16 protein-coding genes and 1 pseudogene are annotated in these 14,597 nt (G+C 66.6%); 13 read left to right on the top strand and 4 right to left on the bottom strand.

All coding sequences use genetic code 11. The features are described 5' to 3' along the window. Positions 1-100: 100 nt before the first annotated feature. Together B5V46_RS07630 and B5V46_RS07635 are read right to left on the bottom strand one after the other, a co-directional pair. Complete coding sequence (locus tag B5V46_RS07630; RefSeq protein ID WP_080616046.1) at positions 101-349, bottom strand: hypothetical protein; 249 nt, start codon at positions 347-349, stop codon at positions 101-103. An 11-nt stretch (positions 350-360) separates the two neighbouring features. Continuing rightward, the gene (locus tag B5V46_RS07635) at positions 361-1,014 is read right to left on the bottom strand and encodes an alpha/beta hydrolase (protein ID WP_080616047.1); all 654 of its coding nucleotides are present in this window, start codon (positions 1,012-1,014) and stop codon (positions 361-363) included. 149 nt (positions 1,015-1,163) lie between these two features. Between B5V46_RS07635 and B5V46_RS07640 the strand changes: the two genes are divergently transcribed. The 12 genes from B5V46_RS07640 to nikR all read left to right on the top strand — a co-directional run bounded on the left by B5V46_RS07640 (position 1,164) and on the right by nikR (position 11,696). Beyond that, positions 1,164-1,625 carry an Rrf2 family transcriptional regulator gene (locus B5V46_RS07640; protein WP_080616048.1) on the top strand — a complete coding sequence of 154 codons (462 nt, stop codon included), beginning with the start codon at positions 1,164-1,166 and terminating at the stop codon, positions 1,623-1,625. 79 nt (positions 1,626-1,704) lie between these two features. Next, a complete protein-coding gene (locus B5V46_RS07645; protein WP_080616049.1) occupies positions 1,705-2,751 on the top strand; it encodes a cysteine desulfurase family protein in 1,047 nt (348 codons plus the stop codon). A 72-nt stretch (positions 2,752-2,823) separates the two neighbouring features. Continuing rightward, positions 2,824-4,356 carry a Fe-S cluster assembly protein SufB gene (gene sufB, locus B5V46_RS07650; protein WP_080616050.1) on the top strand — a complete coding sequence of 511 codons (1,533 nt, stop codon included), beginning with the start codon at positions 2,824-2,826 and terminating at the stop codon, positions 4,354-4,356. 2 nt (positions 4,357-4,358) lie between these two features. Continuing rightward, positions 4,359-4,736, top strand: a complete 378-nt coding sequence (locus tag B5V46_RS07655) for a hypothetical protein (RefSeq protein ID WP_080616051.1) — start codon at positions 4,359-4,361, stop codon at positions 4,734-4,736. Further along, the gene (locus tag B5V46_RS07660) at positions 4,733-5,044 is read left to right on the top strand and encodes a heavy metal-binding domain-containing protein (RefSeq protein WP_080616052.1); all 312 of its coding nucleotides are present in this window, start codon (positions 4,733-4,735) and stop codon (positions 5,042-5,044) included. Before B5V46_RS07655 ends, B5V46_RS07660 begins: the two co-directional genes overlap by 4 nt. A gap of 11 nt (positions 5,045-5,055) precedes the next feature. Further along, on the top strand, positions 5,056-5,811 hold the full coding sequence (gene sufC / locus B5V46_RS07665) for a Fe-S cluster assembly ATPase SufC (RefSeq protein WP_080616053.1): 756 nt from the start codon (positions 5,056-5,058) through the stop codon (positions 5,809-5,811). After that, positions 5,811-7,097, top strand: coding sequence for a Fe-S cluster assembly protein SufD (gene sufD, locus B5V46_RS07670; protein ID WP_080616054.1), 1,287 nt, complete (start codon positions 5,811-5,813; stop codon positions 7,095-7,097). Before sufC ends, sufD begins: the two co-directional genes overlap by 1 nt. A gap of 1 nt (position 7,098) precedes the next feature. Next, positions 7,099-7,578 carry a YIP1 family protein gene (locus B5V46_RS07675; RefSeq protein ID WP_080616055.1) on the top strand — a complete coding sequence of 160 codons (480 nt, stop codon included), beginning with the start codon at positions 7,099-7,101 and terminating at the stop codon, positions 7,576-7,578. Positions 7,579-7,612: 34 nt separating this feature from the next. Continuing rightward, positions 7,613-8,215, top strand: a complete 603-nt coding sequence (locus tag B5V46_RS07680) for a YIP1 family protein (protein WP_080616056.1) — start codon at positions 7,613-7,615, stop codon at positions 8,213-8,215. After that, entirely contained in the window at positions 8,208-9,428 is a 1,221-nt protein-coding gene (locus tag B5V46_RS07685; protein WP_080616057.1) for a cysteine desulfurase, read from the top strand. The genes B5V46_RS07680 and B5V46_RS07685 overlap by 8 nt, the downstream gene beginning before the upstream one ends. Before the next feature lie 200 nt (positions 9,429-9,628). After that, on the top strand, positions 9,629-11,077 hold the full coding sequence (locus B5V46_RS07690; RefSeq protein WP_080616058.1) for a tryptophanase: 1,449 nt from the start codon (positions 9,629-9,631) through the stop codon (positions 11,075-11,077). Between the two features lie 154 nt (positions 11,078-11,231). After that, the gene (nikR, locus tag B5V46_RS07695) at positions 11,232-11,696 is read left to right on the top strand and encodes a nickel-responsive transcriptional regulator NikR (RefSeq protein ID WP_080616059.1); all 465 of its coding nucleotides are present in this window, start codon (positions 11,232-11,234) and stop codon (positions 11,694-11,696) included. Positions 11,697-12,439: 743 nt separating this feature from the next. On the opposite strand, the gene B5V46_RS07700 is transcribed toward nikR, so the two are convergent. Together B5V46_RS07700 and B5V46_RS20480 are read right to left on the bottom strand one after the other, a co-directional pair. Continuing rightward, on the bottom strand, positions 12,440-12,904 hold the full coding sequence (locus B5V46_RS07700) for an ASCH domain-containing protein (protein ID WP_080616060.1): 465 nt from the start codon (positions 12,902-12,904) through the stop codon (positions 12,440-12,442). A gap of 350 nt (positions 12,905-13,254) precedes the next feature. Further along, a pseudogene (locus tag B5V46_RS20480) lies at positions 13,255-13,861 on the bottom strand (transposase); the annotation flags it as partial. A 119-nt stretch (positions 13,862-13,980) separates the two neighbouring features. Between B5V46_RS20480 and B5V46_RS07710 the strand changes: the two are divergent. After that, complete coding sequence (locus B5V46_RS07710) at positions 13,981-14,460, top strand: hypothetical protein (RefSeq protein WP_155773979.1); 480 nt, start codon at positions 13,981-13,983, stop codon at positions 14,458-14,460. The last annotated feature ends 137 nt before the right edge of the window (positions 14,461-14,597 follow it).

Genomic DNA, 14,597 nt, shown 5'->3' on the forward strand with positions numbered 1-14,597 from the left:
CACATCCGCGCGCCGCGTCCGGCGCCCGTGCAAAGGACGGGCGCGGACCGGCGTCGCGCGGGCGCGGCATGCAGATTGGGGGGGCGGGCTGTCGCGGCGGTCAGGCGCCGCCTTTTTCGGGCCCGGCCTTCCGGCCGGTGGCCTGGCTCATCCGGCTGTCCATCACGGCGCGGCCGCGGGCCAGCGCCTGCCGGATCCTGACCGCGCTCACGAAGGCCTCCTGCGCGACCGGCGAGGAGGCGCCGACGGCCTTCGAGATCTCTTCGATCAGCCGGTCGTCGCCCAGCCTGACCGCCGCGTCGAGCGCGTCGCGGGCAAGCTGGTCTGCGAGGTCCTCGAGTGCCGACATCGGCATCTCCCTCAGCGTGTCACCTCGGTCAGGCGACGACTGACATAGGTTGTGACATTCTCGATCATCGGGTCCATATGCGGATCCTGGAAGAAGTGATCCGCGCCCTCGATCTCCTCGTGGGTGACGGTGATGCCCTTCTGCTCGTGCAGCTTGTCGACCAGGGTGCGGGTATCGGCCGGCGGCGCCACGCGGTCGGCACTGCCATTGATGATCAGCCCCGAAGAGGGGCAGGGCGCCAGGAACGAGAAATCATACATGTTGGCGGGCGGGCTGACCGACACGAAGCCGGTGATCTCGGGCCGCCGCATCAGAAGCTGCATGCCGATCCAGGCCCCGAAGGAGAAGCCCGCGACCCAGCAATGCTTGGCATTCTGGTTCATCGATTGCAGGTAATCGAGCGCGGAGGCTGCGTCGGACAGTTCGCCCACGCCCTGATCGTACTCGCCCTGGCTGCGGCCGACGCCCCGGAAATTGAACCGGAGCACGGTGAAGCCCATGTTGTAGAAGGCGTAATGCAGGTTGTAGACGACCCTGTTATTCATCGTGCCCCCGAATTGCGGATGGGGATGCAGCACGATGGCAATCGGGGCGTCACGGTCTTTTTGGGGATGGTAGCGGCCTTCCAGACGACCTTCGGGTCCGGGAAAGATGACCTCGGGCATGCGTGTCTTCTCATTCGCGGTAGCTTCGATTTCTTGACGAAATCGGACAGGCTACATAGGACAGGATGAACCCGGCGGAAGCGGGTCGGGGTGCATCCGGAGGTAATCTTCCGCCGGGGCTGCGTCAACTCTTTGCCGGGGGAGCGTCTATGAAACTCAGCACCAAGGGCCGTTATGCCATGGTTGCCCTTGCCGATCTGTCGCTGCAACCGGCCGAGTGCCTGGTGTCGCTGTCGGAGATCTCGAAGCGGCAGCATATCTCGCTGCCCTATCTCGAACAGCTTTTCGTCAAGCTGCGCCGGGCAGGGCTTGTGGAATCGGTGCGCGGCCCCGGCGGAGGCTACAAGCTTGCCCGTCCGGCCTCGGAGATCCGGGTCGCGGACGTGCTGGGCGCGGTCGACGAGACCGTCAGCGCCATGCATACCGGGGCGGGCGTTTCGGGCGGCACCTCGGGCACCCGCGCGCAGTCGCTGACCAACCGGCTGTGGGAAGGGCTCAGCGCCCATGTCTACGTATTCCTGCACCAGACCCGGCTGTCGGACGTGATCAAGAACGATCTCGCGCCCTGTCCTGCGGTTCCGGCGCTGTTCCACGTCGTCGATGAAGAGTGAGCGCCTTCCGTAGGCGCAGATCCGCCCGTTTCCACGGCCTCTGACCGTCCGGCGGCGCGGCCAGAAAAGGGGAAAGACCATGCCCGGGCGGGTATATCTCGACTGGAACGCCACCGCACCGCTGCGCCCGGAGGCGCGGGCCGCGATGATCGCGGCGATGGATGCGGTGGGCAATCCGTCCTCGGTTCATGCCGAGGGCAGGGCGGCGCGCGCGATCGTTGAAAAGGCGCGCGCCCGGATCGCTTCGGCGCTTGGTGCGGAGGGCGCCGAGATCGTGTTCACCTCGGGCGCGAGCGAAGCCGCCGCGCTGGCCTGTGGGGGGCGCTGGCTGCAGGGCTCGGAGATCGAGCATGACGCGGTCGCGGCCTGGCTCGATCCCTGCCTGAAACCCGATGGCAACGGCCGGGTCACGCCGCGCCTGCCCCGCGAAAGCGCGCTGCAGCTGGCCAATTCCGAGACCGGGGTGATTCAGGAGATTCCCGAGGGGCTCGCCGTCTGCGACATGACCCAGGGATTCGGCAAGCTGCCGGTCGCCTTCAACTGGCTGGGCTGCGAGATGGGTTTGATCTCTGCCCATAAAATCGGCGGACCGAAGGGGATCGGGGCACTCGTCATGCGCCGGGGTTGCGACATAGAGGCGCAGATTCGCGGGGGAGGTCAGGAACTTGGCCGCCGCGCCGGTACCGAGAACGTGATCGGCATCGCAGGCTTCGGCGCGGCCGCCGAGGCCGCCGCCGCGGATCTGGCGGCTGGAAAATGGGCGGAAATCGCCTATCTTAGAAGTATTCTAGAAAATGTGATTGCGGAACGCGCAAATAAGACTATTTTTGTCGGGAAAGACGTTCCGAGATTGCCCAACACCCTCTGTCTCGCCACGCCCGGCTGGAAGGGCGAGACTCAGGTGATGCAGATGGATCTGGCCGGGTTCGCGGTTTCGGCGGGGTCGGCCTGTTCTTCGGGCAAGCTTCGTCCCAGCCGCGTGCTGACGGCGATGGGGCTGGGCGACGAGGTGGCGTCGTCGGCGATCCGGGTCTCGATGGGGCCGGGCACGACGGAAGAGGATGTGAGACGCTTTGCCGAAAGCTGGCTTGCGGCAGAGACGAAATTCAGGGCCCGCGCCGGCTGACGCTGCCGGGCCCAGGGGAACCCGACGGGCCGCTCGGAGGAGCGGTCCAAGACAGAGAGGCGGAAGACCAGGATGGCTGCTTTGGACAAGGCCGACATGAAAAACGTCAAGGAAGGCGTCGACCGGGAAACGGTCGAGGCCGTCCAGTCGATGGCCGGCAAGTACAAGTATGGCTGGGATACCGAGATCGAGATGGATTACGCCCCGATGGGGCTGTCCGAGGAGATCGTCCGCCTGATCTCGGCCAAGAACGAAGAACCCGAATGGATGACCGAGTGGCGGCTCGAGGCCTTCCGCCGCTGGCAGAAGATGGAAGAGCCCGACTGGGCGATGGTCGACTATCCCGAGATCGACTTCCAGAAACAGTATTACTATGCCCGCCCCAAGAGCATGGCGGAAAAGCCGAAATCGCTCGACGATGTCGATCCCAAGCTGCTGGAAACCTATCAGAAGCTGGGCATCCCGCTGAAGGAACAGATGATCCTCGCGGGCGTCGAGGGCGCCGAGGCCGCGCCCGCCGAGGGCCGCAAGGTCGCGGTGGATGCGGTGTTCGATTCGGTGTCGGTCGGCACCACCTTCCAGAAGGAACTGGAAGCGGCGGGGGTGATCTTCTGCTCGATCTCGGAGGCGATCCGCAACCATCCCGAGCTGGTGAAGAAATATCTCGGCTCGGTCGTGCCGCAATCCGACAACTTCTATGCCACGCTGAATTCGGCGGTCTTCTCGGACGGCTCCTTCGTCTATGTGCCGCCGGGCGTGCGCTGCCCGATGGAGCTGTCGACCTATTTCCGGATCAATGCCGAGAATACCGGCCAGTTCGAACGCACGCTGATCATCGCCGACAAGGAGGCCTATGTCTCCTATCTGGAAGGCTGCACCGCGCCCCAGCGGGATACCGCGCAGCTGCATGCGGCCGTGGTCGAGATCGTGATCCTCGACGATGCCGAGGTGAAATACTCGACCGTGCAGAACTGGTTCCCCGGCGACGAGAACGGCAAGGGCGGGATCTACAACTTCGTCACCAAGCGCGCCGATTGCCGGGGGCCCCGGTCCAAGGTGATGTGGACCCAGGTCGAGACCGGCTCGGCCGTGACCTGGAAATACCCCTCCTGCATCCTCAGGGGCGATGACAGCCAGGGCGAATTTTACTCGATCGCCATCACCAATAACTGGCAGCAGGCCGATACCGGCACCAAGATGGTGCATCTGGGCAAGAACACGCGCTCGCGGATCGTCTCGAAGGGGATCTCGGCCGGCCAGGCCCAGAACACCTATCGCGGCCTCGTCAGCATGCATCCGAAGGCCAAGAACAGCCGCAACTATACCCAGTGCGACAGTCTGCTCATCGGCGACAAGTGCGGCGCGCATACCGTGCCCTATATCGAGGTTCGCAACAGTTCCTCGCGGGTCGAGCACGAGGCGACCACCTCGAAGGTGGATGACGACCAGCTGTTCTACTGCCGCTCGCGGGGGATGGACGAGGAAGAGGCCGTCGCGCTGGTGATCAACGGGTTCTGCAAGGAAGTGCTGCAGGCGCTGCCGATGGAATTCGCGATGGAGGCGCAGCAGCTGGTGGCGATCAGCCTTGAGGGGTCGGTCGGGTGAGCATGCCGAAGAAGAAGACGGCAGGGGCAGGGCGGGGGGCCGGACGCAGCCCGGCCGGTCTCGCGCGCAGCCCGGGGGGGCGTCGGCGGCTGTCGCTGCCCTCGATCCCGGGCCATGGCGGGCGGCTGGTCCTGACCACGCGGATGCGGCTTCTCATCATCGCCCAGGGCCTGATCTTCTACGCCTCGCTGCAGGACGAGGAGACCATCGAGTGGCTCGCGACGCTGGTGCCGCTGTCGAAGGCGCAGGCGGCGCTGGCCGAGGGGCTGCTCGGGCTCGTGCTGTTCCTGCTCTGGGGGCTGTGCATGATCGCCTGGATGCGCGTCTTTTCGCAGGACCGGAGCGGCCAGGACCGTCGCGACAGGGAGGGCCGGACATGATTGTCACCACCACGCACACGGTCGAGGGGCACAGCATCCTGTCCTATCACGGCGTCGTCGTCGGCGAGGCGATCCTGGGCGCCAATGTGTTCCGCGACCTCTTCGCGGGCATCACCGATATCATCGGCGGCCGCTCGGGCGCCTACGAGGCCTCGCTGGGCGAGGCGCGCGAGACCGCGCTTGCGGAATTGCAGCAGAGGGCGCGGGCTGCGGGCGGCAATGCCGTGATCGGCGTCGATCTGGATTATGAAGTCATCAACAACATGCTGATGGTGTCGGCCTCGGGCACGGCCGTCACACTGAGCTAAGGGATATCGACATGCTGGAAATCAAGAATCTGCGGGCCTCTCTCGAAGAAGAGGGCAAGGAGATCCTGAAGGGCGTGAACCTGACCGTCGGTGCGGGCGAGGTGCATGCGATCATGGGGCCGAACGGCTCGGGCAAGTCGACGCTGTCCTATGTGCTGTCGGGCAAGGGCGGTTACGAGGTCACCGAGGGCTCGGCCACGCTGAGCGGTCTCGATCTGCTGGGGATGGAAGCCGAGGAACGCGCCGCTGCCGGTCTGTTCCTGGCCTTCCAGTACCCGGTCGAGATCCCCGGGGTCGGCAACATGACCTTCCTGCGCACCGCGGTGAACGCCCAGCGCAAGGCCCGCGGCCAGGAGGAGATGGACGCCGCCACCTTCCTCAAGGAGGTCCGCGCCAGGGCCAAGGATCTGAAGATCGACGCCGAGATGCTGAAGCGCCCGGTCAACATGGGCTTTTCGGGCGGCGAGAAGAAGCGCAACGAGATCCTGCAGATGGCGATGCTGGAACCGAAGATGTGCATCCTCGACGAGACCGATTCGGGGCTCGATGTCGATGCGATGAAGCTGGTCTCGGACGGCGTGAACGCGCTGCGCGCGCCCGATCGGGGCTTCCTGGTGATCACCCACTATCAGCGCCTGCTCGACCATATCGTGCCCGATGTCGTGCACATCATGGCCAATGGCCGGATCGTCAAGTCGGGCGGCGCCGATCTGGCGCTCGAGGTCGAGCATAACGGCTATGCCGACATCCTGGCGGAGGTCGCGTGATGGGGCTGCCGCAGGCGAAACTGACCGCGACCGAGGCGCGGCTGGCGGCGCTGGCGATGCCGGTCCAGGCTGGCTGGACCCGGCCGCTGCGCGAGGCGGCGCTGGCCCGGGTGCAGGAGATGGGCCTGCCCGGTCGCCGCGACGAATACTGGCGCTTCACCCGTCCCGACGAGCTGATCTCGGCCGCGCCGGTGGCCGCAGGCGTGCGGCCGCCCGCCGATAACGCGACCTTCGAGGATCTGGACCGCATCCGCATCGTCTTCGTCGACGGCGTGTTCGATGCCGAGGCTTCGGACGATCCGGCCCAGGCCGGGCTCGAGATCACCCGTCTGGCCGAGGCCGAGGCACAGGACATCTCCTGGGCAGCCGATCTTTACGGCGTGCTCGAGTCCCGCGGGCAGAGCCCGGTGCCGCGTCCGCTGGCCGCGCTGAACACCGCCTTTGCCACCGATGGCGTGCTGATCCGCGCCACCGGCAAGGTCGAGAAGCCGGTGAATCTGGTCTATCGCCATTGCGACGAGACCTCGGATGCGATCCTGCATCACGTGATCCGGGTCGAGCCGGGCGCCGATCTGACCGTGCTGGAAACCGGCCCGGCGGCGGCGCGGTTCAACAAGGTGATGGAGGTCGAGGTGGCCGATGGCGGCGCCTTCCACCATGTGCGCAGCCAGGGCCGCGACCATGACCGCCGCGCCGCGACCCATATCTTCGCGCGGCTGGGGGCGGAGAGCGTCTTCAAGTCCTTCACCCTGACCATGAACGGCGCGCTCACCCGCAACGAGGTGGTGATCGAGCTGGCGGGCGATGAAGGTGTGGCCCATGTCGCGGGCGCCAGCATGGGACACGGCAATTTCCACCATGACGACACCGTCTTCATCACCCATGACGCGGTGAATTGCGAAAGCCGCCAGGTCTTCAAGAAGGTCCTGAAGAAGGGCGCGACCGGCGTTTTCCAGGGCAAGATCCTGGTGAAGGAGGGCGCGCAGAAGACCGATGGCTACCAGATCTCGCAATCGCTGCTGCTGGATGACGAGGCCAGTTTCCTCGCCAAGCCCGAGCTCGAGATCTATGCCGATGACGTGGCCTGCTCGCATGGCTCGACCTCGGGCGCGATCGACGAGGATGCGCTGTTCTACCTGCGCTCGCGCGGGGTGCCCAAGGCCGAGGCGCAGGACATGATGGTGCTGTCCTTCCTGGCCGAGGCGATCGAGGAGATCGACTCCGAGGCGGTGCGCGACGAGGTGGCCGCCAGTCTCGCCGCCTGGCTTCAACGGCACCGGGGCTAGGATGGCTGTCACCACCGAAATGGTCGCGACGTGGCGCGGACCGCGCGCCGCGTTGCGACGGCAGTTGCAGATGGGCCCGCGCGAGGATCGCGCGCTGGTCTATCTGATGATCGCCTGTTTCGTCATCTTCGTCGGGCAATGGCCGCGCCTTGCCCGCGAGGCCTATCTCTCGCCCGAGATCCCGCTCGAGGCGCTGCTCGGGGCCGCGCTGTTCGGCTGGATGGCGCTGGCGCCCTTGTTCTTCTACGGGCTGTCGGCGCTGAGCCATCTCGTCGCACGTCTGTTCGGCGGAAAGGGCAGCTGGTTCACCGCCCGGCTGGCGCTGTTCTGGACGCTTCTCTGCGTCTCGCCGCTCTGGCTTTTGCAGGGGCTGGTGGCCGGCTTCATCGGCGCCGGCGGGGCGCTGACGCTGGTCTCGACCGTTCTTGCGGTTGCCTTTCTGGCGATTTGGCTCTTGTCTCTGGTCGAGGCCGAGGCGTAGGCCCGTGGCCGACGAGACGCAGGATAGCCCGATCATGACCCATTTCAGACCTTCTCTGCTGTCGCTGGCCCGCGACACCGTCACCGACCCGCGCGGCAGCGCCGGGCGGGTGTTGTCACTGGCCCCGCCGCGCGCCGTGCTGTGGGAGGCGCTGGGGCTGGTGGTGATCCTCAGCGTCCTGCTGACGGAACTCGGCGATCTGATCAGCCCGGTGCCGGTCGATCCGATGATGCCGGCCTTCATGCATTACCCGCTGGCGGCGGCGACGGTGCAGGGGGTGCTTCTGGTCGTCACGGTCCATGCCATCGCCGGGATAGGCCGGGTTTTCGGCGGCACCGGCACTCTGGACGGCGCGCTGGCGCTGACCGTCTGGCTGCAATTCATCATGGTCTGCCTGCAGGTCGTGCAACTGGTCCTGCTGGTCGTCCTGCCGCCTGCCGCAGGCCTTGCCGGTCTTTTCGGTGTCGGCCTTTTCTTCTGGCTTCTCAGCCATTTCGTTGCCGTTCTTCACGGATTTCCCTCGGTCCTGAAAACCTTCGCCATGATCCTGTTCTCGATGATCGGGATCGTGTTCGGAATGAGTCTGATCCTGTCGATCCTCGGCATTACCCTTACCGGAGCCATGCCCGATGTTTGACGTGAACGCGATCCGTGCCGATTTTCCCATCCTGTCGCGCCAGGTGAACGGCAAGCCGCTGGTCTATCTCGACAGCGGCGCCTCGGCGCAGAAACCGCAAGCCGTGATCGACGCGGTCACGCAGGCCTATGCGATGGAATATGCCAACGTCCATCGCGGGCTGCACACGCTCTCGACCATCGCGACCGAGAAATACGAAGCCGTGCGCGGCACCATCGCGCGCTTTCTCGGTGCCGCCGATCCGGACGAGATCGTCTTCACCAGCGGCGCGACCGAGGGCATCAACCTCATATCCTATGCCTGGGCCGCGCCGCGGTTCCAGCCCGGCGACGAGATCGTGCTGTCGGTGATGGAGCATCACGCCAATGTGGTGCCCTGGCATTTCCTGCGCGAACGCCAGGGCGCGGTGCTGAAATGGGTCGATGTCGATGCGGATGGCAATCTCGATCCGCAGGCGGTGATCGACGCCATCGGACCGAAGACCAGGCTGGTCGCCGTCACCCATATGTCGAACGTGCTGGGCACCGTGGTCGATGTCGCGTCCATCGTGAAGGGCGCGCATGACAAGGGCGTGCCTGTGCTGGTCGACGGTTCGCAGGGGGCGGTGCACCAGCCGGTGAATGTCGATGCGCTGGGGGCCGATTTCTACGCCATCACCGGGCACAAGCTCTATGGTCCCTCGGCCTCGGGCGCGATCCATATCCGCAAGGAGCGGCTGGCCGAGATGCGTCCCTTCATGGGCGGCGGCGACATGATCCGCGAGGTCCGCAGGGATGGCATCACCTATGCCGATGCGCCGATGAAATTCGAGGCCGGCACGCCCGGGATCGTCCAGCAGATCGGCCTGGGGGTCGCGCTCGACTACATGATGGGCGTCGGGATGGAGAACATCGCGGCCCATGAGAAGGCGATCACCGCCTATGCCATGGACCGGCTCGCGGGGCTCAACTGGCTGCAGGTGCAGGGCAAGGCCGACCATCGCGGCGCGATCTTCTCCTTCACGCTGGAAGGCCCGGCGCATCCCCATGACATCTCGACCGTGCTCGACAAGAAGGGCGTCGCGGTCCGGGCGGGGCATCATTGCGCGGGCCCGCTGATGGAGCATCTGGGGCTGAGCGCGACCTGCCGCGCCTCCTTCGCGATGTACAACACCACCCAAGAGGTCGACCGGCTGATCGAGGCGCTCGAACTCTGTCACGATCTCTTCGCCTGAGCCAGAGCCAGAGCCTTCGGTTCGGGCGGCGATCCGCCTCGTGATCCGGCCCCTCCGCGACCTGCCCGTCGCGGAGGGGCCTTTTCCGTTCCGGGCTCCGGCCTGCGTGCCGGTTTGACGCAGTGCCAGTCCCGCCCCTCCGCGCGAAGCTCCGCGCCGCAACAGCGCGGCCGCGAGACCGGCCCGAGGAGGAAAGCCCCATGCCCAATGTCCGTTTCTTCAGCGGCGAGACCGTCCCGCTCGAGATGCACAAGGTCCGCGTCGTCCAGAAGCTGACCCTGCCCGATATCGAGGCGCGTCTCGCGGCGATCACCGCGGCGGGCAACAACACGTTCCTGCTTCAGAACAGGGACGTGTTCATGGACATGCTGACCGATAGCGGCGTCAATGCCATGAGCGACCGCCAGGTCGCGGCGATGATGCTGGCCGATGACAGCTATGCGGGATCGGCGACCTATACCCGGCTCGAGACCCGGCTGCGCGAGATCTTCGGGATGGATTTCATCCTGCCGGCCCATCAGGGCCGGGCCTGCGAGAACATCCTGGCGCAGGTGATGGTGACGCCGGGCTCGATCGTACCGATGAACTATCACTTCACCACCACCAAGGCGCATATCGTGCTGAATGGCGGCCGCGTCGAGGAGATCATCCATGCCCGCGGCCTCGAGGTCACCTCGGACGAGCCGTTCAAGGGCGACATGGATGTCGCGGCACTGGAACGGCTGGTGGCCGAACATGGCGCAGAGCGCATCGCCTTTGTCCGGGTCGAGGCGGGCACCAACCTGATCGGCGGCCAGCCGGTCTCGCTTGCCAACCTTCGCGAGGTGCGCGCGGCCTGCGACCGGCACGGGCTGACGCTGGTCTATGACGCGAGCCTGATGGCCGACAACCTCTACTTCCTCAAGACCCGCGAGGCCGCCTGCCGCGATCTGTCGATCCGCGAGATCACCCGCCAGATCGCCGATCTCTGCGATGTGCTCTATTTCTCGGCCCGCAAGCTTGGCTGTGCGCGCGGCGGCGCGATCTGCGTACGGGACGAGGCGCTTTACAACCGGATGCGGGGGCTCGTGCCGCTTTACGAGGGCTTCCTGACCTATGGCGGCATGTCGGTGCGCGAGATCGAGGCGCTGACCGTCGGGCTCGACGAGACCATGGACGAGGACATGATCTCGCAGGGGCCGCAATTCATCGCCTACATGGTCGGTGAGCTCGACCGCCGCGGCATTCCGGTGATCACGCCGGCGGGCGGGCTTGGCTGCCATATCGACGCGATGCGCTTTCTCGATCACGTGCCGCAGCCGCACTATTCGGCGGGCGCGCTGGCTTCGGCGCTTTATATCGCGTCGGGCGTGCGCGGGATGGAGCGCGGCACCATGTCCGAGCAGCGCGCCCCCGACGGCACCGAGCCGCTGGCCAATATGGAGCTGGTGCGACTCGCCATGCCGCGCCGGGTCTTCACCCTGTCGCAGGTCAAATACGCCATCGACCGGATCGACTGGCTCTGGCAGAACCGCAGGCTGGTGGGCGGGCTGACCTTCGTCGAGGAACCCGATATCCTGCGCTTCTTCTACGGCCGTCTGGCGCCGGTCTCGGACTGGCAGGAACGGTTGGTGGCGAAGTTCAGGGCCGATTTCGGCGACAGCCTCTGAGCGCGATCCGGCGGGCGTCTCGCCGGGAAGCCGTGCCCCCGTGCCGCCCTCGATCTAGCGGCCTGCCCGGCGAAGCGCCCAGATCGGCGCGGGTCCCGCCCTTGCCCGTGGCGCGCGGGGGCGGCAAAGTCGGGCCGCCATCAGGGAGGAAGCGATGCAGCGCATCACGATCACCATCGAGGACGAGCTGTTGCAGGCGCTCGACGCCGTAATGGAGCGCTCGGGCGCGTCGAACCGCTCGGAGGCGCTGCGCGATCTGATCCGGCGCGGGCTGGCCAAGGACGCTCCCGAAGACGCCGAATGCGTGGGGGTCGTGACCTATGCGCTCGACCCGGCGCAGCGCGATCTGGGCCGGCTGGTGCCCGAGAGCCGCCAGCAGCATCATGACGCGGCGATCGCGGCCCTGTCGGTGCCGCTCGATCATCACGCCGCGGTCGAGGTGGCGGTGATGCGGGGGACGGTGGGCTCGGTCCAGGCCTATGCCAACAGCCTCTTTCTGCAGCGCGGGGTGCGGCATGGCCGGACCGCGCTGATCCCGGTCCGGACCGAGGTCGAGTTCCATTTGCATGGCGAGCGGGCCCATACCCATGATCACCTCAGGGTGCTGGACCGGTTCTGAGCCGCGATCCGCAGCGCGCCCGGCAGACCTGCCGGCGCGGGCAGGCTCTGCGCGGCCCGCCGCCCTACCGGTTGGGGGCAGAGTCTCCCGGCCAGCCTGCCTTTGCGGGGCTGTTGCCTCACCGGTATCCTTCCGGCGCGCCCGTCCTGTCTTCGCCCTCTATCCGGGCCATGTCCGTTCCCCGGCGCCGGCGCGGGCAGGCTCTGCACGATTGCGGCGCTTCGAGGCCGTCGCTCCGGTCCGATCCCGAGACAGCGGAGCTCTGTCGGGCAGGCCGCCACCCCGGGACGCCCGGTTTTCCGGCATCTTGCCGGGATGGGGCTGACGAAGGCCCGGCCAAGGGCGCCTGTCGCGGAGGCTGTCGCGGAGGCTGTCGCGCGGAAAAGACGGAAAAGGCCGCCCATCTGATCGGGGTGCCGCAGATCGGGAGCGCGGCCGGCGCTCTCTTGCGCGACCCGGAAGTCACGCCCGCGACCGGTCCTCTGTCTATGGGGCCGGGCGGGCGCACAGGCGGGTATATCCTGAGTGCTCCGGAGCGGTTTCGAACGGGCTGAGCACATCCGGAGCCCGGTCATGTCAGAGGGGGCACCGGAGCGCTCGGATTTGCGCGGTGCCGCAGAACCGCAGCGCCCGCCGGTCCGTGGCTTTGATCCGGCCTTCGGGCGCAACGCCCGCGCCGGATCGGCTGCATGCTTCTCGATCCCGCAGCGCCACGGTGCTGCGCGGGCTGACCGGACGACGCCTTACGCTCCGGGGGCCGCCGGGCTGCGGGCCCGGTCAGGCGCGTCGTTTTCCCCGCAGAGATCTTCGATCAGGATGAACCGCTCCCAGAGGATCTGCAGATCGGGGGAGAATCCGCCATTGCGCTCGAAATAGCTGCCATGTCCTTTGCGCCAGCCTTCAAGGCTGTCATCCTCGCCTTCGGCCAGCGCCATCGCTTCGGTCACCTCGTCGAAGCGGCATTGAACCAGCTCGACCGTTTCGATGACGAGGGCAGGCGTCCCGTCCCAGCTCAGCGCAATGTCCCGCCGCCCGATCGCCGGCATGGGCTCACCGTTCTCGTAATCGCGCAAGGCACCGCAGGTCGCCGTTTTCTTCCCCGAGCGCACCAGCGAGAGCAGGGTCTCGGACGAGGCGGCGCTGTCCCCGAACCGGAAGGTCTCGGCCGTAGGATAGCGCTGCTTCAGCGCGTCGGAAATTCTGAACATGGCGCGTGCGCCCCTCCTGGCTTCCAGAGCCCTGCATGATCTTGCGCCCCGGTTCTCCGGCTCGAAGAACAGCTCGGGCCGGGCGCCGCTCGACGCTAGCACGGAAGAGGGCAGACTGCCATTGCGAGGGGGCTGGCCGTCGATCGTGTCGAAAGAAACCGGCTTGCAGGATGCACTGGTCGCCGATCCGGTCTGGCTGGGTCGTGTTCCGACCCGCGGCGAAGCTGGTTCTCTTGCCCGCAGCGCAAGACAGGGTGGCGCCCGGTGCCCTCGATCTTCCGCGAGCAGATCGGGCCCTGTTGCGCGGATCGGCTGAGGGCCGGGGGGGCCCCTTTCCCGGGGCAGGATTTTCCCGCAGGCTCGGTGACGGATCTGCCGGGCACGGTGTCGCGGTTCAGAGCGGCGATGCGGGCCTGACGTCGGCGACCTCGCGGTCGAGGTCCCGTGCCATGAGCCGCGGGCCCGGCACTGTTATGCGCCCATCTGCGTTTCGACGCGGCTGCGGCGCTGGTCTCCGCGCCATCGTCGCCAGAAGGTTCGGCCGGGATAATGCGCAGTACGCAGGGCCTCGTTTCGGGCCATGGCTCCGACGGTGACGGCCTTTCAGGCCCACGCGTTCTTGCGGGGAGGAATGACCGCGCCGGGCCCGGCGATGGCATCGTGGCATTTGCGGGTGTGATGGGCGTCATCTGCGTTCGCAGGCGCAGCGCTGCCGATCTGCCGGTGCGCCGGGATCCGGCAGAGCAGACCCGGGAATGCCGGCGCATCGCCGCTATGGCGCCCGGTGATCTCCATGGCCCGAACCTCCGGCCTTTCCTCGTCGATCCCGAGACGGATCTTGCGCCAGATGGGTCGCTTGGGGCCGCCAGGCTTGCGGGCGTGCCAAGCGACCTCGCCTCCTAGCTTTATGGCAGTGCCGTCGATCAGCAGGCGCAGCTGTTCCTTGGACTGCCGATAGCTCCCGTGCGGCGGGGGATCCTGTCGAGAGGTTTCTGATCCGCCATAAGGCCGCCCGGCCGCTGCACGGCCTCTATACGGGCGGCCGCAAGGATACGATCCTTGCCATGCATATCGACATGTCCAGCGTTTCCGGCGGCCATGTCGACACCGTGAACGGCATCCTCTACCGCAAGCCGATGGGCAAGGCCGAGACGAAGAAGCGGCAGCGTCCCGCCCGGCTGCCGCCGCGCTATCTCGCGAATCTCCGGCGCCAGGCTGCGAACGGGCGGCGATTCGTGGTCCAGGACTGCGACGGATACAGGGTCGGCGACATCCGGAAGGGCTGGGCGCGGGCGGTTCGGCTGGCCGAGGAGCTGGCGGCCGGGCAGGGGATAGAGATCGATCTCACCATGCCCGACGGCAAGGGCGGCCGGAAATACATCACGCCGCATGTCCTGAAGCACACGGCGATCACCTGGGCGGTGCAGCGCGGCGCGTTTCTTCCTGACGTTGCCTCATATTTTTCGACATCTCTGGAAACCATCGAGCGCGTCTACTGGCATCACAGCCCCGACCACCAGAGGAGTGCCGTCGAGGCGATGGATCGCAGGAAATGAGGCCCGAAAACCCCTGTCTGGGACTGGAGCGGGACTTCTCGAAACGGACAGCGCCGCGAAACTTCTGTAACTATCTGATTTTTATGGCGCACCCGAGAGGATTCGAACCTCTGGCCTCTGCCTTCGGAGGGCAGAGG

This window comes from Rhodovulum sp. MB263, assembly GCF_002073975.1.
GTDB lineage: Bacteria > Pseudomonadota > Alphaproteobacteria > Rhodobacterales > Rhodobacteraceae > Rhodovulum.